At 67.3% G+C, this 21,890-nt stretch carries 21 protein-coding genes; 11 read left to right on the top strand and 10 right to left on the bottom strand.

Annotated elements, in window-relative coordinates:
- The first annotated feature begins 40 nt into the window (after positions 1 to 40).
- The 5 genes from murQ to ABMA10_RS00685 all read left to right on the top strand — a co-directional run bounded on the left by murQ (position 41) and on the right by ABMA10_RS00685 (position 5,554).
- The gene (gene murQ / locus ABMA10_RS00705) at positions 41 to 958 is read left to right on the top strand and encodes an N-acetylmuramic acid 6-phosphate etherase (protein WP_347867885.1); all 918 of its coding nucleotides are present in this window, start codon (positions 41 to 43) and stop codon (positions 956 to 958) included.
- 20 nt (positions 959 to 978) lie between these two features.
- Complete coding sequence (nagB, locus tag ABMA10_RS00700) at positions 979 to 1,764, top strand: glucosamine-6-phosphate deaminase (RefSeq protein ID WP_347867886.1); 786 nt, start codon at positions 979 to 981, stop codon at positions 1,762 to 1,764.
- Positions 1,765 to 1,883: 119 nt separating this feature from the next.
- Complete coding sequence (locus tag ABMA10_RS00695) at positions 1,884 to 4,712, top strand: FAD-binding and (Fe-S)-binding domain-containing protein (protein WP_347867887.1); 2,829 nt, start codon at positions 1,884 to 1,886, stop codon at positions 4,710 to 4,712.
- Between the two features lie 85 nt (positions 4,713 to 4,797).
- Positions 4,798 to 5,241, top strand: coding sequence for a hypothetical protein (locus ABMA10_RS00690; RefSeq protein ID WP_431031095.1), 444 nt, complete (start codon positions 4,798 to 4,800; stop codon positions 5,239 to 5,241).
- Positions 5,234 to 5,554 (top strand): transcriptional regulator, encoded by a 321-nt coding sequence (locus ABMA10_RS00685; protein WP_347867889.1) that lies wholly within the window; start codon positions 5,234 to 5,236, stop codon positions 5,552 to 5,554. Before ABMA10_RS00690 ends, ABMA10_RS00685 begins: the two co-directional genes overlap by 8 nt.
- A gap of 51 nt (positions 5,555 to 5,605) precedes the next feature.
- On the opposite strand, the gene ABMA10_RS00680 is transcribed toward ABMA10_RS00685, so the two are convergent.
- Both ABMA10_RS00680 and ABMA10_RS00675 read right to left on the bottom strand, forming a co-directional pair.
- Positions 5,606 to 6,748, bottom strand: coding sequence for a sensor histidine kinase (locus tag ABMA10_RS00680; protein ID WP_347867890.1), 1,143 nt, complete (start codon positions 6,746 to 6,748; stop codon positions 5,606 to 5,608).
- 101 nt (positions 6,749 to 6,849) lie between these two features.
- The gene (locus ABMA10_RS00675; protein ID WP_347867913.1) at positions 6,850 to 7,518 is read right to left on the bottom strand and encodes a response regulator transcription factor; all 669 of its coding nucleotides are present in this window, start codon (positions 7,516 to 7,518) and stop codon (positions 6,850 to 6,852) included.
- A 581-nt stretch (positions 7,519 to 8,099) separates the two neighbouring features.
- Here ABMA10_RS00675 and ABMA10_RS00670 point away from each other — a divergent pair.
- From ABMA10_RS00670 to ABMA10_RS00655, 4 genes are all read left to right on the top strand, one after another.
- A complete protein-coding gene (locus tag ABMA10_RS00670; RefSeq protein WP_347867891.1) occupies positions 8,100 to 8,882 on the top strand; it encodes a peptidoglycan-binding protein in 783 nt (260 codons plus the stop codon).
- Positions 8,879 to 9,562, top strand: a complete 684-nt coding sequence (locus ABMA10_RS00665; protein ID WP_347867892.1) for an ABC transporter ATP-binding protein — start codon at positions 8,879 to 8,881, stop codon at positions 9,560 to 9,562. The genes ABMA10_RS00670 and ABMA10_RS00665 overlap by 4 nt, the downstream gene beginning before the upstream one ends.
- Positions 9,559 to 10,761 carry an ABC transporter permease gene (locus ABMA10_RS00660; RefSeq protein ID WP_347867893.1) on the top strand — a complete coding sequence of 401 codons (1,203 nt, stop codon included), beginning with the start codon at positions 9,559 to 9,561 and terminating at the stop codon, positions 10,759 to 10,761. Before ABMA10_RS00665 ends, ABMA10_RS00660 begins: the two co-directional genes overlap by 4 nt.
- Positions 10,762 to 10,907: 146 nt before the next feature.
- A complete protein-coding gene (locus ABMA10_RS00655) occupies positions 10,908 to 11,390 on the top strand; it encodes a hypothetical protein (RefSeq protein ID WP_431031094.1) in 483 nt (160 codons plus the stop codon).
- A 134-nt stretch (positions 11,391 to 11,524) separates the two neighbouring features.
- On the opposite strand, the gene ABMA10_RS00650 is transcribed toward ABMA10_RS00655, so the two are convergent.
- From ABMA10_RS00650 to ABMA10_RS00620, 7 genes are all read right to left on the bottom strand, one after another.
- Positions 11,525 to 12,655 (bottom strand): Gfo/Idh/MocA family protein, encoded by a 1,131-nt coding sequence (locus ABMA10_RS00650; RefSeq protein WP_431031093.1) that lies wholly within the window; start codon positions 12,653 to 12,655, stop codon positions 11,525 to 11,527.
- Positions 12,652 to 13,482, bottom strand: coding sequence for a sugar phosphate isomerase/epimerase family protein (locus tag ABMA10_RS00645; protein WP_431031092.1), 831 nt, complete (start codon positions 13,480 to 13,482; stop codon positions 12,652 to 12,654). The genes ABMA10_RS00650 and ABMA10_RS00645 overlap by 4 nt, the downstream gene beginning before the upstream one ends.
- Before the next feature lie 38 nt (positions 13,483 to 13,520).
- A complete protein-coding gene (locus ABMA10_RS00640; protein WP_431031091.1) occupies positions 13,521 to 14,813 on the bottom strand; it encodes an MFS transporter in 1,293 nt (430 codons plus the stop codon).
- 338 nt (positions 14,814 to 15,151) lie between these two features.
- On the bottom strand, positions 15,152 to 15,655 hold the full coding sequence (locus ABMA10_RS00635) for a hypothetical protein (protein ID WP_347867898.1): 504 nt from the start codon (positions 15,653 to 15,655) through the stop codon (positions 15,152 to 15,154).
- A gap of 112 nt (positions 15,656 to 15,767) precedes the next feature.
- Positions 15,768 to 16,358, bottom strand: coding sequence for a DUF1349 domain-containing protein (locus tag ABMA10_RS00630; protein WP_347867899.1), 591 nt, complete (start codon positions 16,356 to 16,358; stop codon positions 15,768 to 15,770).
- Between the two features lie 131 nt (positions 16,359 to 16,489).
- Positions 16,490 to 16,855 carry a cupin domain-containing protein gene (locus tag ABMA10_RS00625; RefSeq protein ID WP_347867900.1) on the bottom strand — a complete coding sequence of 122 codons (366 nt, stop codon included), beginning with the start codon at positions 16,853 to 16,855 and terminating at the stop codon, positions 16,490 to 16,492.
- The gene (locus tag ABMA10_RS00620; protein WP_347867901.1) at positions 16,852 to 17,526 is read right to left on the bottom strand and encodes a TetR-like C-terminal domain-containing protein; all 675 of its coding nucleotides are present in this window, start codon (positions 17,524 to 17,526) and stop codon (positions 16,852 to 16,854) included. Before ABMA10_RS00620 ends, ABMA10_RS00625 begins: the two co-directional genes overlap by 4 nt.
- A gap of 60 nt (positions 17,527 to 17,586) precedes the next feature.
- On the opposite strand from ABMA10_RS00620, the gene ABMA10_RS00615 reads away from it, so the two are divergent.
- Positions 17,587 to 19,023 (top strand): MFS transporter, encoded by a 1,437-nt coding sequence (locus tag ABMA10_RS00615; RefSeq protein WP_347867902.1) that lies wholly within the window; start codon positions 17,587 to 17,589, stop codon positions 19,021 to 19,023.
- An 84-nt stretch (positions 19,024 to 19,107) separates the two neighbouring features.
- Here ABMA10_RS00615 and ABMA10_RS00610 read toward each other — a convergent pair whose 3' ends face one another.
- The gene (locus ABMA10_RS00610) at positions 19,108 to 20,313 is read right to left on the bottom strand and encodes an ROK family transcriptional regulator (RefSeq protein ID WP_347867903.1); all 1,206 of its coding nucleotides are present in this window, start codon (positions 20,311 to 20,313) and stop codon (positions 19,108 to 19,110) included.
- Between the two features lie 180 nt (positions 20,314 to 20,493).
- Between ABMA10_RS00610 and ABMA10_RS00605 the strand changes: the two genes are divergently transcribed.
- Entirely contained in the window at positions 20,494 to 21,888 is a 1,395-nt protein-coding gene (locus ABMA10_RS00605; RefSeq protein WP_347867904.1) for an ABC transporter substrate-binding protein, read from the top strand.
- Positions 21,889 to 21,890 lie beyond the last annotated feature (2 nt).

Below are 21,890 nucleotides of genomic sequence, written 5' to 3'. Positions count from 1 at the left end.
GACGGCCCCCGCCCGTCCGACCATGAACGGAAGGCAGATCGTGCCTGAGACAACGAGTACCCTGGCAGCGCTCTCCACCGAGGGACGCAATCCGCGCACGGTCGACCTGGACACGCTCGACACCCTCCGGCTGCTCGAGGTCATCAACGACGAGGACCGACTCGTCGCCGACGCGGTTCGCGCGGAACTGCCGAGCATCGCCCGTGCTGTCGAGCGCATCGCCGAGGCCCGCCGCCAGGGCGGTCGGCTGATCTATCTGGGCGCGGGGACGAGTGGCCGTATCGGGCTGCTCGACGCGGTCGAATGCCCGCCGACGTTCGGTACCGACCCCACCGAGGTGCTGGGTCTCATCGCCGGCGGCGAGAACGCCTTCGTGGTCGCCGTCGAGGGCGCCGAGGACGACATCGAGCTCGGTGCTTCGGAACTCGTCGCGGCCGGTCTCCGCCCGACGGACGTCGTCGTCGGCCTCGCGGCCAGTGGTCGCACGCCGTACGTCATCGGGGGCCTGCGCTACGCCCGCGAGCTTGGTGCGGCGACGATCGCCGTGTCCTGCAATGCGAACGCGCGGATCAGCGCCGAGGCGGACATCGCCATCGAGGTCATGACCGGACCCGAGGTGCTGACCGGTTCGACCCGCCTGAAGGCCGGGACCGCGCAGAAACTCGTCTGCAACATGCTCTCCACCGCGACCATGGTGCGGTCGGGCAAGGTCTACTCCAACCTCATGGTCGACGTCCGGCCGACGAACGAGAAGCTCGTCGACCGTGCACAACGGATCGTCGCGGACGCCACCGGTGCCGAACGATCGGTCGCCGACGCCGCCCTGGAACAGGCCGGCGCACACGCCAAGACCGCGGTCGTCATGCTCCTCGCAGACGTGGACGCAGCGGCGGCGGCTCGGTTGCTCGAGTCGCATGACGACGATGTCCGGTCGGCCGTGGCCGCCGCGGGCGCCTGAGCAGGAACGAGAGGACCACCGTGGAGATCATCATCCTTCCAGACGCCGCCGAGGTCGGTCGCGTCGCCGGCGCGAAGATCGCCTCGATCATCGCAGGACGCCCCCAAGCCGTCGTCGGGCTGGCGACCGGCTCCAGCCCGCAGGGTGTCTACGCGGAGCTGGCACGTCGCGTCCAGGCAGGATCACTGTCGTTCGCGCAGGCCCGCGGTTTCGCGCTGGACGAGTACGTGGGCATCCCGGCTGAGCATCCCGAGTCGTACGCCAGCGTGATCGCGCGCGAGGTCGTCGGTCCGCTCGGTTTCGACGCCTCGCGGGTCCGGGTCCCGGACGGACGCGCCGGCGACCTCGCGTCCGCTGCGCGGGAGTACGACCAGGCCATCGCCGAAGCCGGTGGCATCGACGTGCAGATCCTCGGGATCGGTACCAACGGGCACATCGGGTTCAACGAGCCCACGTCGTCGTTCGCGTCGCGCACGCGCATCAAGACCTTGACGCCGAAGACGCGCCAGGACAACGCCAGGTTCTTCGACTCGCTCGAACAGGTCCCGACCCACTGCATGACGCAGGGGCTCGGAACCATCCTCGAGGCTCGCGAACTCGTGCTCGTCGCACAGGGCGCCGGGAAGGCGGACGCCGTCGCGGCCGCTGTCGAGGGGCCACTCAGCTCCTTCGTGCCAGGGTCGGCGCTTCAACTGCACCAGCACGCGACCGTCGTCGTGGACGAAGCAGCAGCATCGCGGCTGCAGTTGGCGGACTACTATCGCTACACCTACGACAACCGGCCGGAGTGGCAGCGCTTCGAGTGACGGCCGGCCGATGACCCGGAGACGCTCCGTCCACCTGAGGCTTCCGGCCGCTGCACCCGCAACCCAGCACGCAGGCGATCCCGCACCACGCTGACGCCCGCATTCGAGAAGGAAGCCTCGTGGCACACCCGACCACCGTCCCAGCCCTCATCACCGCAGCCGTCGGCGATCCCGCGCGGATCCGTACCCGCGCGATCGATAGAGCCGCGTACGCCGGTGATGCGTCCCACTACCTGCTGACGCCGGAGGCGGTCGTCATCGCGGAGAGCGCGTCCGAGGTCGCCGCGATCCTGCAGGCGGCGACGCGTTCGTCCGCAGCGGTCACATTCCGATCGGGGGGAACGAGCCTGTCCGGTCAGGCCTCCGGTGCCGGCATCATCGTCGACACGAGGCAGCAGTTCCGGACCATCGAGGTGCTCGACGGAGGCGAACGCGTCCGTGTGCAGCCCGGGGCGACCGTGGCGCAGGTGAACGCCCGTCTGACACGACTCGGCTACCGTCTCGGTCCTGATCCGGCGAGCGAGGTGGCGTGCACCATCGGCGGCGTCATCGCGAACAACTCCAGCGGCATGGCGTGTGGGATCGACGAGAACACCTACCGGACGCTGGAGTCGATGGTGTTCGTGCTCCCCTCCGGCACGACGATCGACACGGCCGACCCGGCGGCCGACCAGCAGCTGCACGCCGCGGAACCCGAACTCGCCGAGGGCATCGAGCGTCTGCAGCGCCGAGTCCGTTCGAATCCGGCGTCGGTCGCGTCCATCCGGCGGCAGTTCTCCCTGAAGAACACCATGGGCTACGGGATCAACGCCTTCCTCGACTTCGAGTCGCCGGTGGACGTCCTGCAGCACCTCATCATCGGCTCGGAGGGCACGCTGGCGTTCGTCGCGGAGGCGACCTTCCGCACCGTCCCCGTGCTCCCGCTGGTGTCGACGGCGCTGGCCGTGTTCCCCTCCCTCGATGCGGCGACCCGGGCCCTGCCCGAGCTGGTCGCCTCCGGAGCGGCGACGCTGGAGCTCATGGACGCCACCTCGCTGACCGTGGGGCAGCGACTTCCCGGCAGCCCCGCCGAGATCCACGGATTCACACCCGAGGATCACGCGGCGCTCCTGATCGAGTACCGGTCCGGCGACGCCGTCGAGCTTCGGGACCGCGCGACGACGGGTGGAGCGTTCCTGAACGGTCTCGACGTGCACGCGCCGGTGTCGTTCACGAGCGACACCACCCAGCGGTCGCGCGCTTGGGCGCTCCGCAAGGGCCTCTATGCGTCGGTGGCCGGTGCGCGACCCTCCGGCACCACGGCGCTGCTCGAAGACATCGTCGTACCCACAGCCGCCCTCGCCGACACGTGCGCGAGCCTGCAGGAGCTCTTCGACCAGCACGTGTACCGGGACTCGGTCATCTTCGGGCACGCGAAGGACGGCAACATCCACTTCATGCTGACGGACCGTTTCGAGGGCGACGCCGCGCTCGGCCGGTTCGTCGCCTTCACGGAGCAGATGGTCGATCTCGTCCTCGATGCGGGCGGGAATCTGAAGGCCGAGCACGGCACGGGTCGCGCCATGGCGCCGTACGTCCGCCGGCAGTATGGGGACGAGCTCTACGGGGTGATGCTCGACCTGAAGCGACTGGTCGATCCGGCCGGCGTGATGAACCCCGGCGTCTTGATCGACGAGGACCCCGAGGGGCACCTCCGCGGGATCAAGCTGCAGCCGACGGTCGAGGAGGAGGTCGACCGCTGCGTGGAGTGCGGATACTGCGAACCCGTCTGCCCGAGTCGCGACCTGACGTTGACGCCGCGCCAACGCATCGTGGTCCGCCGTGCCGAGGAGTCCGCTCGTGCACGTGGCGACATCTCCCTCGCCGAGGAGCTCGCGGACGACTACGACTACGCCGGTGTGCAGACGTGCGCCGTCGACGGCATGTGTCAGACCGCGTGCCCGGTCCTCATCAACACGGGCGCGTTGGTCAAGCGCCTCCGACGCACGGACGCAGCTCCGGTCGCAGCCGCCGGGTGGAAGGCGGCCGCCGTCGGGTGGGGGCCCGTCACGAGACTCGGTTCGATCGCGCTGTCGGGTGCGAAGCTGCTGCCGGCTCCGGTGGTCGGTGCGGTGACGGACGTCGCCCGAACCGTCCTCGGCGCAGACACCGTTCCGCGGTACACCGGTGATCTCCCGGGCGGCGGACGTTCCCGGGCGGCGCTCGGGAAGATCGTCGGCGCCGGCGACGGTCCCCCGGTCGGGATCTACGTCCCCGCGTGCGTCAACAGCATGTTCGGCGCCTCGGATGGCGGGGACGGCGTCATGGGCGCCTTCACCCGCCTCCTCGAGCGTGCCGAGCTGCGCATGATCGTGCCCGACGGCGTCGAGTCGATCTGTTGCGGTACTCCGTGGTCGTCGAAGGGGTTCGCTTCAGACGCCGCCGTGAACGAGAAGCGAACCGTGCAACGCATTCAAGCTGCGGTCGCCGACAGCGGTCTGGTGGTCGTCAGTGACGCGTCCAGTTGCACCGAGGGCTTCGCGAAGCTGCTCAGCGAGAGCGGCGTGCTCGTCGAGGACGCGGTGGCCTTCGCCGCCCGGGAGATCCTGCCGCGAGTCGACGTCGAGGCCCGCATCGAGCAGCTCGTCCTCCACCCGACCTGTTCCTCCCGCCAGATGGGGCTCGACCCCGATCTCGTGCGCATCGGTGAGGCGGTGGCCGAGCGGGTGCACGTCCCGGACGACTGGGGCTGCTGCGCGTTCGCGGGCGATCGCGGCATGCTGCATCCCGAGTTGACCGCCTCCGCGACCAAGGCAGAGGCGGCCGAGGTCGCGGCGCTCGGCGCTGACGCACACGCGTCCTGCAACCGCACCTGCGAACTCGGGATGACCCGCGCCACGGGCGAGGACTACCGTCATGTGCTCGAGCTGCTCGACGCCGGCTCTGCGGAAGTGGGTCGTGAGCTCTAGCGTGGAAGGCGATTGATTCGACTCGGTCGTTTCCGCCAGAGAAACTATATGGTAGTTTCTTTGAAAGAAACTTTTGGAGGTCGTCATGAATGAAGAAGACGCACGGAACCGTCTGAGCGCTTCCCGAGATGCTTCGCATCGCTCTGCCCGACAGGGCGCCCTGGGCACCGCCGTGATCACCGCCGCACTGGTGATCGCCCTCGGGGCCGTCGTCGATCTCGAGATGCTCTGGCTACTCGGCCTGGTCGTCCTCGGGTTCGTCGCACTCTCGGTCGCCCGACCGCTGAAACTGCGCCTCGACTGGTCGGACCGGCGCGGCATGCTCCTGTTCGCAGCAAGCGGGCTCGCCGTCATCGCGGCATATCTCCTGACACAGTGGCTGGCTCGCTCCGTGGGCTGGGTGGCACCGAACACGATCTCGGCGTTCGCGTCCGCAGTGGTGATCTTCGCCGCGTGTCTGCCCGCACTCGCTCGTCTCGCGACCGGCCAGGCCGCTGTGGGTAGGCAACGGAAGTCCGGCGATGCGTGAGGGCGACGATTCGGCCGAGCCGGCCCGACCCGCGCTGAACCCGCTGTTCCATGAGCCGGCGCGTCTCGTCATACTCTCAGCCCTCGCTCCGGCAGAGTACATCGACTTCGCCGCCCTGCTGCTGATCACCGGTGTGAGCAAATCGGCACTGTCGAAGCACCTCTCGGCACTCGCAGACGCCGGCATGGTCGATGTCGGTCAGACCGCGGCAGACAAGCGTGGTCGTCGAGTCGTGCTCACCGGCCGAGGACGCGCGGAATTCGACGTCTACCTCGAGGCACTGGAAGCGATCGTGCGCAACGCTCGTCGCTGATGCGTCGGCGACTCCCCGAGCCACGCACGACGGATGCGGCCCACTGGCCGATCATGCCGTGCCTGCCTGCTGGGTCGTCGGATGTGCTGGGAACGATACCGAGACCGTGAGTCCGCCGGAGTCTGCTGCCGTCAGGCACATGCGACCATGGTGGACTCCGACAATGGCCTCGGCGATCGCGAGACCCAGGCCTCTGGACCGGTGCTCCCCGGCCGCGATCCGCCCCCTGTCCCGGTAGAACGGCTCGGTGAGTCGTGTGAGGTTCGCCTCGGACACCACGGCACCGGTGTTGACGATGACGAGAGTTGCTCCCCACGCTTCGGCCTCGCGCGCATGCATCGTGCGGACGGAGACCGATCCGCCGTCGACGTTGTGCCGCACAGCGTTCTGCAACAGGTTCGTCAGCAGCTGGTTCAGCAAGCGGGGGTCCCCGTGCACGGTCGCTGTCGACAGCTGCGCGGAGATCGTGATGCCTCGAGCTGCGGCGGCATGCTGGAAGTCGGCGAGTACCGCGCAAGTGGCTGCGGCGAGGTCGCAGGGTTGCACGCGCAGCGATGCCTGGCTCAGATCCGCGAGGTCCAGCAGTGCTTCGACGGTCTCGATGCTTCTCGTGTTGGTCTCGCGAAGGCGCTCCATGGCTTCCTGCATCGGCGGGTCGAGGCGTTGGTCCCGCGTCACGACCTCGAGGATGGTCTTCGTCGTCGCCAGGGGTGTGCGCAACTCGTGGGAGGCGTTCGCCGCGAAGCGTTGATGTGCGTGGAACGCCGCGCCCAACTGTTCCAGCATGTGGTCGAACGTGGCGGAGAGCTCCGTGATCTCATCCCGCGGGCCCACCAACGCGACGCGGTGATCGAACGCCCCGCGTGCGGCGCAACTTGCCGCCGCACTGATGTCGCGCAACGGCCGGAGTACCCGGCCGGAGATGATCCAACCCGCGATCGCACTGCAGCCCCCGAGGAGCAGCAGGATCACGATCGACGCCGCGAGGAGGGCGTTGAGGATGTCGGATTCATCGGAGACGATCAACGCAGCGCGCTCGGACAACGGCAGGCTGAACCCTTCGCTCATCTCACTCGTCGGCTGCGTATCCGACCAATCCGGCACGAACGCCGCGTCCACGTCCGCGTCGACCGTCTGCGCGCTGATCGCATAGGTGGGCACGTACCGCATGAACAGGTAGACCCCAGCAAGCATGAGGGTTCCCGCGACCCCGAACAAGGCGGTGTAGGTGAGCGTCAGCCGCGCCCTGACCGTGAGGCGTCGAGGTCGCTGCGACCTTTGGTCCTTAGCCCGCACTAGTGCGGGTCCGGAGCGATCTTGTACCCGCTGCCCGGCACGGTCTGGATCACCCACGGCGCCCCGAGTCGCCGGCGAAGGTTCGACACGGTCACTCTGACCGTGTTGGTGAATGGATCGGCCTGTTCGTCCCAGGCCTTCTCCAAGAGCACCTCGGCGCTCACCACGCCACCCCTGGCGAGCATGAGCTGTTCCAGCACGGCGAACTCTTTCCTCGACAGACGGATGAACGTTCCGTCGCGGGTCACCTGTCGTCGGAACGGGTCCAGTGTGAGCCCGGCGCTGGACAGGACCGGCGGATGGGATTCAACGGCTCGACGTGCCAGCGCCCGGAGCCTGGCGACGAGCTCCGCGAACTCGAACGGCTTCGCCAGGTAGTCGTCGGCGCCCAGGCGAAGGCCGGAGACTCGATCGGTCAGCCTCCCCGCCGCAGTCAACATGAGCACCCTGACGTGCGGGTGGTCCTCCACGACGCGTCGACAGACCTCGTCCCCGTGCGTGCCTGGCAGATCCCGGTCCAGAAGCACGACGTCGTATGCATGCACCGACAACGACTCCAGCGCGCTGGTGCCGTCGTGCACCACGTCGGCGGCGATCGCTTCCTGTTCCAGTCCGGATCGAATCGCCTGCGCCAGGTAGACCTCGTCCTCCGCGATGAGCACCCGCATCGTCACACCAACCCTTCGACTGAGCGTCATGTGTATCAGTGAATCAAATGAAGTCTACAAGAATGATGTGAGCCTACCTCGTGCGGCTTAACCGAATTGTGAAGGGAACCGTTGACGCCCCTGCAACGCACGATCAGTTCGAATGGACAAGCGTCCACTGGTGCAGCCGGTGGCGACGCGCAGGTGCCGCACGGTGTCTGCGGAGCGTTTCACAGTAAGGATCCCCCATGAATCACGTCTTCGACGATGAACTCGACGGCCACGACCCCGACGCGACCCATGCGCGCGGGCCGAGTAGTCGTCGTAAGAAGCTCATCGCTGGCTGTCTCGTCGGCGCTCTCGTCCTCGCGGGCGGCGTCGCGGGGAGCATGCTTCTCCTTCGTCCGGATGCGGCCGCCGAAGCCACGGACACTGGGAGCGTCGCGACATCGACCGCACGGATCGAGCAGGGAACGCTCTCCGGCACGAGCCAGGCGCAGGGCACGCTGGACTACGCAGATCAACGTGACCTGTCAGCAGGTGCTGGGGGCACGCTCACCGCGATCGCTCCTGTCGGCTCGCAGGTGTCGTTGGGTGGTGGGTTGTACTGGCTCGACAACACCCCTGTCCTGCTCCTCCACGGCGCACTTCCCGCATGGCGCGCGTTCGGTTCGGGGATGCCGGATGGTCCCGATGTGCTGCAGCTGGAGATGAGCCTTGCCGCGCTGGGCTACTTCGACCGGGTCCCGGATACGGAGTTCGCGGCCTCGACGGAGCGTGCGATCAGCGCATGGCAGAAGGCTCTCGGAGTCGAGCGGACGGGGCGCTTGGAACTCGGTTCGGTCGTGTTCATGGCCGGCGACGTGCGGGTCGGGGCGGCAGATGTCACGATCGGCAGCCAGGTCGGGCCGGGCGGCAAGGTACTCACCGTGACGTCGTTGGAGAAGCGAGTGCAGGTCGAACTGAAACTGTCCGAGCAACGCCTGGCTGTCGTGGGCGTGCAGGTTTCGGTTTCGCTCCCTGGCGGGACCGAAACCACTGGCACTGTGACAGCGGTCGGGGTGCCGACGGAGAAGGAGAACAACGGTCAGAAGTCCGTGATCGTGCCGGTCACGATTGCCCTTGACGATCCGACAGCTGCCGCGGATCTGCAGCGCAGCAGCGTGTCGGTGGGCTTCCCGTCCGAGCAACGGGAGAACGTCCTGTCGGTTCCTGTAGAAGCCTTGGTGGCCCTCGACTCGAAAACCTTCGGCGTTGAAGTCGTTGCGGCAGACGGTACGACGAAGCGGGTGCCTGTGACGACGGGATTGTTCGCCGGCGGCCGCGTGGAGATCAGCGGCGAAGGCATCACTGCCGGCGCTGACGTGGTGGTGCCGAAATCATGAAGGCCATCGTGAAGCTTGACGGTGTCGGCCGAAGCTACGGCAGCCCGCCTGTCCATGCGCTGCAGGGCGTTGATCTGACCATTCACGAGGGCGAGTTCGTGGCGATCGTCGGACCCAGCGGTTCCGGCAAGTCGACCATGTTGAACGTCATCGGAACCCTCGACCGTCCGACGTCGGGCTCTGCGGCGATCGACGGCGAGAACGTTCAAGAGTTGTCGGATGCGCGTCTGTCCGCACTGCGCGCTCATCGCATCGGATTCGTGTTCCAGCAGTTCCATCTCGCAGAAGGAACCAGTGCCGTCGACAATGTCGCAGACGGCCTCATCTACACCGGTGTTCCTCGGGCGGAGCGACGACGACGGGCCCTTGCCGCCCTGAAGCGAGTGGGTCTCGGGCACCGACTCGGGCACAAACCCAACCAGATGTCGGGCGGCGAACGCCAGCGGGTTGCGATCGCACGCGCGGTCGTGGGTGATCCACCGCTGCTGCTGGCTGACGAACCGACCGGCAATCTGGATTCCTCCTCCGGCGCCACGATCGTGGCGCTCTTGCATGAGCTGAATGCCTCCGGGACGACCGTCGTCGTCATCACCCACGATGTCGAACTGGCTCAGCAGCTTCCTCGCCGAGTGGGTATCCGCGACGGCCACCTCGTCTCCGACTCCGGGAGGGTCACATGACCTCGAACACTGAATCGCTTCGTCGCTCACGCCTGCGAGGCCGGGACGTCTTCCATCTGGGCACGACTGGTCTTCGAGCTCGCCCGACCAGAGCGGTGCTCTCCGCTCTCGGTATCGCCATCGGCATCGCGGCGATGATCTCCGTCGTGGGAATCTCCTCGTCCAGCCAGGCCAAGCTGAACCAGCAGCTCGAGTCACTCGGCACGAACCTGCTGCGCGTCAGCGCGGGCAAGAGTCTGGCGGGTGAGGACACCAAGCTGCCACCCAACTCGCTGGCGAAGGTGGGTCAGATGGAAGGAGTGTTGAACGTGGGTTCCACCGCGACACTCAGCGACCTCTCCATCTACCGCAGCGCACTCATAGAAGCCGGGCGCACCGGCGGTATCGGCGTGCACGCCGCTTCAGAAGGACTGCTGGAGACCGTCGGCGGAGAAGTCACCGGAGGGGCGTGGTTCAACCGAGCCACTGCCAGCTATCCAACGGTGGTCCTGGGCGCCACAGCCGCCGAACGGCTCGGCGTCTCCTCTCCCGGAGGCCTGGTGTGGCTCGGTGACCAACAGTTCACCGTCATCGGGATCCTCGCCCCCGTCGCGCTCGCGGAGGAACTCGACACCACCGCCCTGATCAGCGAGACCATCGCGACCGCCCTGTTCGGCTATGCCGGCAACCCGACGACCATTTACGAACGATCGACCGAGGAGAGCGTGGGCACGGTGCGCGAGCTCATCGGACGAACGGTCAGCCCACAAGCTCCAGAAGAGGTGCAGGTCTCCCGACCCTCCGATGCGTTGGCGGCGAAGAACGCCGCCGATCAGGCGTTCACGGGATTGCTCCTCGGGCTCGGGTCCGTGGCACTGCTCGTCGGCGGAATCGGTGTGGCCAACACCATGGTCATCTCCGTGCTCGAGCGTCGCCGTGAGATCGGGTTGCGCCGAGCACTCGGAGCCACCCGCGGACACATTCGCTCCCAGTTCCTCACCGAAGCCCTCCTGCTCTCAGCGCTCGGCGGGGTCGGCGGGGCGGGGCTCGGCAGCGCGGTCACATTCGCGATGGCAACCCTGTCCGGATGGCCGGTCTCCATTCCACCCTTGGTGCTCGTCGGCGGAGTAGGTGCGACGCTCGCCATCGGTGCAGTGGCTGGTCTGTACCCGGCGATCCGCGCCTCACACACCCCTCCCACCTCAGCACTCAGTAGCTGAACACCCGCGTGAAAGGCAGGTAAACGCATCCGTTGACGCTCTCGCAACGGCGCATTTGGTCGACTAGATCCATCGAATCCCACTTCGATCCCTTGTACACACCACGAAAGGCACACACCATGTTCATCAGTACAAACGGTCCACGAATGAGCGCATCCCGCGTGAAGCTCGCTGCGGCGCTCTGCGCCATTCCCCTGCTCATCGGGTCGCTCGCGGCCTGCAGCACCCCCGACGAGCCGTCCTCGAGCGGGAAGGAGATGTCCTTCAACGACTACCAGCTGGCGTTCGCGCAGTGCATGCGTGATGAAGGCATCGACATGGAGGATCCCACCGGCGAAGGGCAGGAGGGGTTGAAGTTCGGCTCCGAAGACGACGAAGCCCAGGAAGCCGCGCTGAAGAAGTGCACCGACAAGCTCGGCACCCCGCCGGCACCTCCCGGAGGGGAGCAGAGCGACGCCGAGGCGCACGAGGAGCAGCTCAAACTGGCGGAGTGCCTGCGCGAGAACGGCGTGGACGTTCCGGACCCGAAGGAAGGCGAAGGACTCCGACTTCCGGCCGATGCACCAGAGGAGGCATTCGCGGCCTGCGGTATCGAGGGCGGCAGCGGTTCTGTCGTCAGACAGGGATAGACCTCGGCGTTGCACGGCCCCGCCTGACATGCAGGCGGGGCCGTGCACTGTGTACTGCCCGGGCACCCCTGTGACTGATCGAATACTCAGCAGATCGTCGGTGGCGCCCAGAGAGAACGGGACCCAGCGACTGCCTACAGCGTCTGCGCGAAGGGGTCGAAGTCGACGGGCACAGCCGGAACAGGTGCCGCGATGGAGCTCGACACGCTGACGACCTGTCCACTCTCCACCGACTCCTGCGCGGAAAGCAGGACGTCGAGCACGTGGAAGCCCAGCTCACCGGTTGCGACGTGTGGTCGGTCCTCGGCGATGGCACGGACCATGTCCAGCAGGCCGAGACCCCGGCCGACGACCACGCCCTCCTGCTCGATCTCGATCCACTCCTGCTCACCCCAAGCACCGTCGCTGATCGAGGTACGTGCCTGCACAAAGGCGTTCCGACCCTCGAACTGGTTCGGGTCCGGGATGACCAGCGACCCCTCCGTGCCGTGGATCTCGAACACGCCGTGGCGCTCGAGCGCGGAGTCGAAGCTCAGCAGGCTCGACGCCTGCTGGCCGGCCGCGAACGCGGTCAGCACCTGCAGCGACGTCGGCACCTCGACCGGGAACGTCGTCCCCGCATTCGGGCCGGTGGCGATGACACGCTCCTCGAACTTCTTGCGCCCAAGCGCTACGACACTGTCGACCGAGCCGAAGAGGCTGACGAGACCGGTGAAGTAGTACGGGCCCATGTCGAGCAGTGGGCCAGCGCCCTCGGCGAAGAGGAACGCCGGGCTCGGGTGCCAGACGTCGGGACCGATGGTCTGGAACGTGGTGGAGGCGAACATCGGCTCGCCGATGACCCCCTGGGCCACGGCACGCTTGGCGGTCTGGAAGCCAGGGCCGAGGACGGTGTCGGGCGCCGAGCCGACGCGGAGTCCCTTCGCAGCCGCATCGCGCAACAGCTGGGCGGCACCGTCGCGGTCGAGACCCAACGGCTTCTCGGTCCAGACGTGCTTCCCGGCCGCGATCGCGGCGGCGGACACCTCGATGTGGGCAGCTGGGATCGTCAGGTTGACGACGACCTGGACGTCGGGGTGAGCGAGGACGTCCTCAGCCGAACCCCACGCGGGCACACCGTGCTTCTCCGCCTGGCTCTTCGCGCGGTCGAGCAGCAGGTCACCGACGATCAGGACCTCCACATCGGGGAAGGAGGCGAGGTTCTCAAGGTAGGTGTCGCTGATGACACCGACGCCGATGACGCCGATTCCGACGGGACCGCTCATGCGACGAACCCACCCTTCACGAGGAAGTCGTAGCTGGCCTGGATGTCGGCGAAGACGTCGCCTGGGGCATTGTCGTACTCGATGACGGCGTACTCGATTGCACCCTCGCCAGCCTTGAGTGCCGCAGCGAGCGGCACCTGGTCGTCTCCGGGGTGGCGCTGCTGGTCGAGGGTCTCCGAGCCGAAGGCCGGAGCGTCGGGCGCGAACGGGTTGGACGCTGGAGCGATACCGTCCTTGACGTGCACGGCGATGAGGCGCGAGCCGAGCTTCGTGACGAGCTCGGTGGCGTCCTGTCCGCCGGTCAGCGCCCAGAACAGGTCGAGCTCGATCGCGACGCGCTCGTCGGTGCGCGCGACGAATCGCTCGTAGGCGGTCTGGCCGTCGAAGGAGGCCAGGAACTCCTGAGCGTGGTTGTGATAGCCGACCTTGAGGCCGAAGGCGGCTGCGACCTCGGCCGCCTTGTTCAGGCGGTCGGCGATGTCGGCGACACCGTCTTCGGTCAACCAGCGGTCGGCGGCGACGAACGGGTCGATGACGGTCGTGATGCCGATCTCGGCGGCTGCAGCGAAGACGACCTCGGGGGCCGGCGTCGGGATGGATCCGTCCGGAGTCCACAGCTCGTCGGACAGCAGCGGTGCGTGTCCGGTGGGCGAGGCGAGACCGCTTGCGTCGAGCGCAGCACGGATCTCAGCCGGACGGCGCACGAAGTCGAATGCTTCGACGTTCTTCAGACCGATGGCGGCGAGCTTGTCGAGCGACCCGCTCGGGTCGGACGTGAATTCTTTTGCCAACGTGTAGAGCTGGACGGACGCTACGGGGAGGGACATGGTCGGTTCACTTTCGGTTTTCATCGATTGGTACAGCTCTATTTGACGCTCTTGATGGGGAAGATCGCCACCGCCCCCAGGATGGCGGCGACCGCACAGACGGTGAACCACAACCCGTAGTTGTTGCCGGTGGGATCGCTCACATAGACGAGGATGCCGCCGATGAGCGGCGCGAAGGTCTGCGGCAGGGCGTTGGCGATGTTGAACACGCCGAGGTCCTTGCCTGCGTTCTCCTGGTCGGGCAGCACGTCCACCACGAGGGCGAGGTCGACGCCGACGTAGATGCCGTAGGCGATGCCGAGCAATGCCTCGAGCACGTAGAACGAGCCGACGTCCTGGACGAAGATGAGGGCGAAGGTGCCGACGGCGAACAGCGCGGTGGAGCTCCACACGAACACCTTGCGGCGGCCGATCCTGTCCGAGAGCCAGCCGGCGAAGTAGCTCGCTCCGATGAGCGCCACCGTGTAGATCAGGACGCTGGTCGAGATGATCGCGGGGATGTCGGCTTCGGGCGCCTCGACGTGGTTGAGCAGGTAGAAGAACCGGAAGGTCGTGAAACCGAAGCTCGCGAAGGTGATGAGGAAGCGCGACCACCAGGCGAGGGCGTAGTCGGGGTGCTTGCGGGGGCTGACCCAGAAGGTCTCGGCCCAATCCCGCAGGGTTGCGCGGGGCGGTGCGACGGGCAGTCGACGGTCGGGGAGCACGACGGCGAAGATCACCATCACGACGATGGCGAGGATCGCCGGGCCGACGAACATGATGACGAGCTGGTCCTGGAACGCCTGGGCGACGTAGGTTCCGCCGAGGATACCGACGTTCTGCGAGATGCCGAGTGCTGCTGTGACCTTGCCTCGCTGGAACTTGGGAACCTGGTCGGCGATCGTCGCGATGAACGGCGCGAGCGCCATGTTGGCACCGAGCTGGGCGAGTGACCAACCGATCGTCGCGACCAGCAGGTCGGGGGCGAGCGCCATGATCGTGAAGGCGACCGTCATGATCACGGTGCCGGCGACGATCCAGACGCGCCTTCGGCCGAGGCGACTCGTCGTCCGGTCGGACAGGCGGCCGAAGACCACGTTCGCGATGGTGGCGAAGAGTGCACCGAACCCGCCGAGCACGGCAGCCGCGCCCGTCGCGCCGTTCTGGTCGATGACGCCCGCGTCGACGAAGGACTGGATCTTGATGCCGATACCGACGATCGCGGGCCCGAGGAGGGCGATGAAGAAGACCAGCTGCGCGAGGAGCAACCAGGTGACGTAGCTGCGCTTCGCCGGTTGCGTCGGCTCCTCGAAGGCGGTACCACGTCCCGCCGTCGCCGTTGATGTCGTCATGCCCGAAGGCATTCCAGCCGCGGATCCGCTCGCTGTCGTCATGCTCTAGTCCTCTCACCGTTGAGTCGATTCGAGCCACTGTGCCGAAAACCGAGTAGTCGCTCGGTAATCGAGTATGCAGGTCGATCGCCGGCTTCGCAAGCGGGGCGGGTGGCTGCGGCATGCCGGATCCCGAGCCGAAGGCCTCCGTAACCGTCGCTACGTCACCTGCGAATGACACTGAGAGGGCACAAAGGTTATCAAGCGGCCAGATGATGACAGGTGTAGTACGGGCTGAATAGCACGCCGACCGGGCGCACCCTGGCCGAGCCAGAGATGCTGACCCGTGCACCAACCGGTTACTCGAAGCGGGTCGAGAGGACGACCGACCTGGTCGAGTCGTCGAGGAACACCGCCGCCGAGCGCTCTGTGGCTGAGAATTCCTCATCGAGCGTGTCCGCTCGCGCGAACGGGCCCGCCGGGAGGGATTCGTCGAGGCCTGGATCGAGGTCCGGGAGGTCGGCGGTCTCGGTTGAAGCGTCGGCTTTCGCGCGCAGTGCGGCGTAGTTCGACGCGTCGAGTACGACGACGGCATCGATCCAGTACGTGGTCGGGCCGGGAGCGCGCCCCTCGCCGAGCGTGCCCGACAGCCACGTGGCCGCCTCGGCGCCCTGGAGTTGCGGGAAGCGGTTGATGAGGGGTGAGAGATCGTGGCGGACTTCACCGGTCCCCTCCCGCGAGGCTGCCGCCGCACGCGTGGGCGTCACCGGCTCCGGCGTAGGCGTGCAGCCCGAGAGCAGACAGCCGACCACGAGCGCCAAGACGGCGGCGCGCGGTGCGACACGACGAGCGGCGGTATCCATGCCAGGAGCCTATATCGATCAGGCCTGGCGGCTGCCCGTGACGCCCTCTCGTTCGGGGCGGTCGAGTTTCACCTGGGCGAGGATGCGCGACCCCGGGTGTTCTTTTCGCACCTCACCCCTCGGGGTGAAGACCGGCGTCGGGCGAGGTGCGCCGCCACGAGGTGAATTGAACAGTGAACCCTTCGCGCGATGGGGCGCAGCAGAACGGGCCCGCCGTCACTTGGGCGTTCGAGTCGAGTGGTGCGACCCGAACGAGGCGCCAGGGTTCGTCGTCGACTCGGGCGCGCACGGTGAGCGCGTTGCCCGATCGGCTGCAGCGGACGGTCACGAACCGCCCTGCCCACTCAGGCACTGGTGACAACGACCAGTCCGATGTCCCCTGGGTCACGACGGCGCCCAGGCTTACTTCCCCGTCGCTGAGCTCCACACCGGCTTTGATCCATGTCTCGTCGTCCACCTTGACGAAGACTCCCGCTTGGTCGAACTGCCCGGAGAAATCGAGGCGAAACTGCACCTCAACCGCGATTTCAGGTGCCATCGGTGCCAGGAGTGCGTGCTCTGAGGCGTGGACGAAGCCGTACGACGTGACGCGCCACGCGTCGCTGCCCTCGCGTGCGGTGACCCGCAGCCCGTCGCCGTCGGTGGCGACACGGGCCGGTTCGTTGGTCCAGGTTCCTGCAGTCCAGGGGATCATATCGGTCATGCTGTCCTCTCCGCGGTTCAGGCCGGATTCGTAGCCTGACGACTCACTCACGAACGTGCCCGGTGAGCGGACGCGCGCCATGCCCCTTCACGGCCACCCATGGCGTCGCAGGCCGAGAGTCGAGCACACCGTCAGTCGAGCTCGCGGAGTTCCGCCGTCATGTCGCCGCCGACATTGCCGGTGTTCACGGTGCCGACGGGCTCGATCAGGAGCGCGTGAACCTCGCCGTCCGCTTTCGGACAGTGCTCGACGCCCTTGGGGACGACGTAGACGTCGTTGGGGCGGAGGACCACATCCTGGTCTCGGAGCTGGATCGTGAGTTCACCGGCCAGGACCAGGAACAGCTCGTCCGTCTCAGGGTGGCTGTGCCAGACGAACTCACCCTGCAGCTTGACGACCTTCACGTCGTAGTCGTTGATGCTCGTCAGGCGGTGCGGCTGCCAGTGCTCGGTGATGCTGGCGAGCGCCGCGGTGATGTTGCGGACGTCTGCGGTCATGATGGTGCTCCGTTCGTTCTCGATGAGTTGGGCAGTGCTCGGTGGTGTCGCTGCCAGTCGACTGAAGCGACGCCGTTCAGGACGCTCAGCACGGTCCGTTCGGCCAGGCCGGCGTCGATCGGTTGGTGCCCGAAGAAGGCACGGTAGTAGAGCGGCGCTGCGAGGAGGTCGAGCGTGAGTTCCATGTCGAGGCCGTCCTCGATGTCGCCACGCTCGACCGCGTGCTCGAGCACCGCGCGCGAGGTAGCCCGTCGCGCCTCGAAGTAGTCACGACGGAAGACCTCCCGCAACTCCGGATCCGCCTCGAGGTCGGAGACGAGTCCGGGAAGCGCTCGGGTGATCGGGGAGCCCATGAAGGCGTCCGCCAGGGTGGAGATGCCGGTGATCAGGTCGCAGTGGACGCACCCGGTGTCGGGCGTCGGCGTCGTCCCGAGCACGGAGATGAGGGTGTGCACGACGACTCCGGGCAGGCTGCCCCAGCGGCGCCGCAACGCCGGTTTACTCGTGCCTGCGGCCGCCGCGACCCCCTCGAGCGTCAGGGCGCTGTACGGCACGGTGGCGAGCATCTCGACGACCGCCTCGGTCGCTCTCGCATCGATCGTCGTGTCGCGCGGGCGACCAGGTGGCGCCGGGATCGTCGTGGACCCATCCCCACGCTCCGGTTGCTCCATACCGTGATCATACCGTAGATTAATTACGTTCCGTAGTGGAATGAAACTGAAGGAGCGATGATGAGTGACGACACGATGCCCGACGGCGACACGAGGGGCGACAGCCCCGGCGATAGCCCTGGGGACACCGCTACCGGCGGGGTCTTCTCGCCGCGATTCAGAGGGTTCACGATCGGCATCCTCGCGAGCGTCGGCGCGGTGGCGTTCGAATCGCTCGGCGTCGCGACGATCCTCCCGACGGTCGCCGAGGAGCTCGGCGGCCTGGGCGGATACGGCTGGGGGCTCTCGGCGCTCATGCTGGCCAACATCGTCGGCACCGTCATCGCGGGCGCCGACATCGACCGCCGGGGACCGGCCCGGACTGTCCTCGTCGGCACCATCGTCTTCGCACTCGGCTGTCTGCTCGCCGGGCTCGCCCCCGGCTGGGGCGTCTTCATCGCGGCCCGCGCACTCCAGGGACTGGGGATCGGCGCGATCATGGCCTACGCCTACAGTCTCGTCGGCATCGCCTATCCGGCACGCTTGCAGGCCGTGATGTTCGCGTTCCTCTCCTCGGCCTGGACGATCCCGTCGCTCATCGGACCGGTGTTCGCCGGAGCGATGACCGCACTGCTCGACTGGCGGGTCGTCTTCTGGTCGATCGCACCGCTCACGCTCGTCCTCCTCCCGCTCGTGCTGCCCGGCGCCCGACGGCTGTCCCGCCCGGGGCCGAGCTCGGCATCCCCCTCGCGGCGGCTGCTCCCCGCCCCGGCGTGGTTCTCGCTCCTACTCGCCGCCGGCACCGGCGCCGTGCTCCTCGGCCTCGAACTGGACGCGCTCCCCGCCCTCGTGGCGCTGGTCATCGGCGGACTCGTCGGCGCTGTCCTGGCGCTGCGGTGGATCCTGCCGTCCGGAACCCTCCGGCTCCGACGCGGCGCCCCGGTGGGGATCGTCATCCGCTTCATCCTCTGCGGCGTCTACTTCGGGTCGGAGGCATTCCTGCCGCTCGGCTTGACGAGTGTCCACGGATTCGACGTCACCCTCGCCGGTCTGGGACTCGCCGCCGGCGCGCTCGCTTGGACCGTCGGGTCGTTCGTACAGGCACGGATCGACACCGCGTGGCCCGGCAGACGCGCACGGTCGACGCGCCTCGGCATCATCGCGCTCGTGGGTGGCGAGGCGCTCATGGGCATCGCCGTCGCGCTACCAGACGTGTGGCCAGGGTGGGCCATCATCGGCTGGACGATCGCCGGGATCGGCATGGGCGTCGCCTTCAACGCCGCAACCTCAGCGACGATGGCGTCGACGGCGGCCGACAGCGCGGGGAGCATCAGTGCGAGTCTGCAGCTCGCGCAGACGCTCGCCACCGCGACCATCGCGGGCGTCGGCGGAGCGGTCGTCGCCCGGCTCGGTGCGACGACCCCGGCGTTCCTGGCGGTCTTCGGGCTGACCGCCGCGCTCGGGCTCCTCGGGGCACTGCTCGCCGGCCGGCTGAACGAATCCACCGGCGGTCGCTGAGCCGCTGTGCCCGGGCCGGTGAGTCGCGCACACTCCCCACGTCGGATACGCAGGCCAGGTCATCAGATTTGCCCGTGTTGCGGATCAAACCCGACGAGGCTCGGCGAAAGCGTCGACGATTCGGAGGTTCGGGAGGTCTGCCGGCGTCTGCAGGCGAGCTTGCACCGTGTCCAGGCATCTCCGCAGTCCTCCCGCGAGCATCGCACCCTCGCCGAGCCGTGATCCGATGATGCGGGTGGCGATTGGCTGTCGCTCTGTGCCGAGCGAGCGTTCCAGAGCAGGGATCAGGAGATCCGAGATCTGACTGAGAGCACCACCGATGATGATCTCGTCCGGAGCGAGCGCCCATGACAAGGCGACCAGACCGGGCTTCATGATATCCGCAAGTTCGTCGACAACCCCGAGCGCGTGAGCATCCGCGGCCCGAGCGAGGGCGGCCGTTTCGACAGCGTCCGCATGTCGCGGATGGTCGGCGTCGACGAGTCCGCTCATGACGTGACCATGTATGCGGCGGAATCCGAAAGCGTCGGCCCAGACGATTTCGCCGGCAGCTCCGTCGTGCCCGCGATAGAGCTCTCCGCCGATCACGACACCCATACCGATTCGAATTCCGTCGAATCGCATCCAGATGAAGTTCTCGACCGCCGCTCCGGTGCCTGCCCATTTCTCGCCGATAGCGGCGAGCTTGGCGTCGTTCTCAACGACCACCTCGCACGGGAACATGTCGTGCAGCTCAGCGCTGAGCGAGAACCCGGACCACTCGGCCATGCTGAGCGGAAGGTCGACGGTGCCGTCGTCATGGACGACACCAGGAGTGGAGACCGTCACTGCGAGCACCGACCCGAAGGAGTGCCCGGATTCGTCGAGCGCCTCGCCGACGGTTCGGCTGAGGATCCCCATGCGATCGGCGCGGCTGATCGACTCGGGTGCGGCCGCGTCACTCGAGCCACGCGCGGTGCCGCGGAGGTCACTGACCACCACGGACAGGCGGTTGATGTCCAGTTGGATCGCTACGACGCAGGCGCCCTCAACGTTCAATCGGTAGGACTTCGCAGGCCGTCCAGCGGCGCGCGTCACGCTCGAGGAGGGAGATCTGTCCTCGACCCAGCCCACGTCGATCAGGGGTCCGAGGATGAGGTCCAGCGTGCGACGGGACAACCCCGTCGCCGTGTGGAGCTCGGCCATGGTCAGGGCCTCGTCCGTGCCGTACAACGTCGTCAGAGTTGCGGCGGAGTTGATACGCCGCATGGCGCTCGGGTCGCCTCGCTCTGGTCCGATATCTGGTGGCACGAACCCATTCTAGTTCGGGACTAGCTTATTTTGATACAACCGCGCATAATTACCTCCACGCACTCTCCGACCTCCACGAAGCCCCCATCCCGGCGGTCGGATCCGTGCGGTTCTGGCACTACCTGCACCGCATCGTTTGTATCCAGTTCAGTTCGCATTCCGGACGAAGGAGTTCCTGCAATGTCTCTCATCACAACTCGGCGGCATGCCGTCTCGACAGTCGTCGCCCTCGGCGTCGTCACCGCTCTCGGCCTCTCAGGGTGCGCAAGCGCCGGCGATTCCAGCGGCGGCTCGACCGCGACCGGTGGCACCGGCGTGGTCATCCCACAAGCGCTCATCGACGCTGCCGTCGCGAAGGCGAAGGAGGTCGCAGCGGACGAGCAGTTCGGCGGCAGCCTCTCCGTCGTCGGTATCGTCGGCGGGGAAGAAGGCGACGCGATCACCGCCGCGATGGCACCGTTCACGACAGCGACCGGCACCGCGATCGACTACACGGCGTCCCAGGACCAGTCGAAGGTCGTGCAAGCCGCGGTCGACGGTGGCAACCCACCCGACCTGGTGGATGGCCAGGGTTCCGGCCTGATGCAGGATTTCGCCCGGCAGGGTCAACTGCTCTCCATCAGTGAGATCGTCGGCGACGAGACGCTGCGGGAGAACTTCAACCAGGGGTTGCTCGATGTCGCCTCCGTCGACGGCACCGTGTACGGCCTCTGGGGCGAGGCGGACAGCTTCGCCGTCTGGTACAACACGGCCACCTACGACGGCCCCAAGGACGCGTCCAGTTGGACCGAGCTCGAGGAGTGGGCGACACAACAGGCCGCGACCGGTGTCGCGCCGTGGTGCCTCGGCTTGGAAGCCGGCGGTGGTTCTGGCTGGCCCGGCGAGTCCTGGATCCAGAACACGTTCCTGAAGATGTGGGGGCCGGAGAAGATGGCTGCCTGGGCGTCCGGCGAACTTCCCTGGACGTCGCCCGAGGTCAAGGCGGCGTTCGAGCGCTTCGGCTCGATCGCCACCTCGGCCACGCTCGTCAACGGCGGCCCCCAAACGGTCGTGTCGACCTCCTTCGCGAACTACGCCGACGGCATGTTCACGGATCCGCAGCAGTGCCAGCTCTCCCTGTGGGGCAACTACATCGGCGGTCTGGTCACCGCGAACAACCCCGCGGTCGAGATCCCCGCGGACATGGACTTCTTCCCTGTCCCTGCGGACAACGCCGAAGGTGGTGAGTCCGAGGCAGTCGCCGGCCACGTCCTCTACGCATTCAAGGAGAAGGACAGTCCCGCGCTTCGCGCTTTCGTGAAGTACTGGGCCAGTGCCGAGGCTCGGGCTCTCATCGCCGCGAGCGGGCGTTGGAGCGTCGCGAACAACAAGGTGCCCCTCGACGCCTACCCGAACGAAGCCATGCGCGCCTCGGCCGAACTGTTGAACCAGGCGAAGTACCTCTCGCCCGGCCCGTCCACGACGCAGGGTTCCGCGGTCATCAGCGCGTGGGACCAGGCGATCATCGCGTATGTCCAGGATCCGAGCAGCCTCGATGCACAGCTCGCCAAGATCCAGGCAGCGAGCGGGAAGTAGTC

It is taken from the genome of Plantibacter sp. RU18 (assembly GCF_050613355.1).
In the GTDB taxonomy this organism is placed as follows: Bacteria; Actinomycetota; Actinomycetes; order Actinomycetales; family Microbacteriaceae; genus Plantibacter.
The sequence above is the reverse complement of the archived record's forward strand: the minus strand, read 5'-3'. Positions and strand labels throughout refer to the sequence as shown.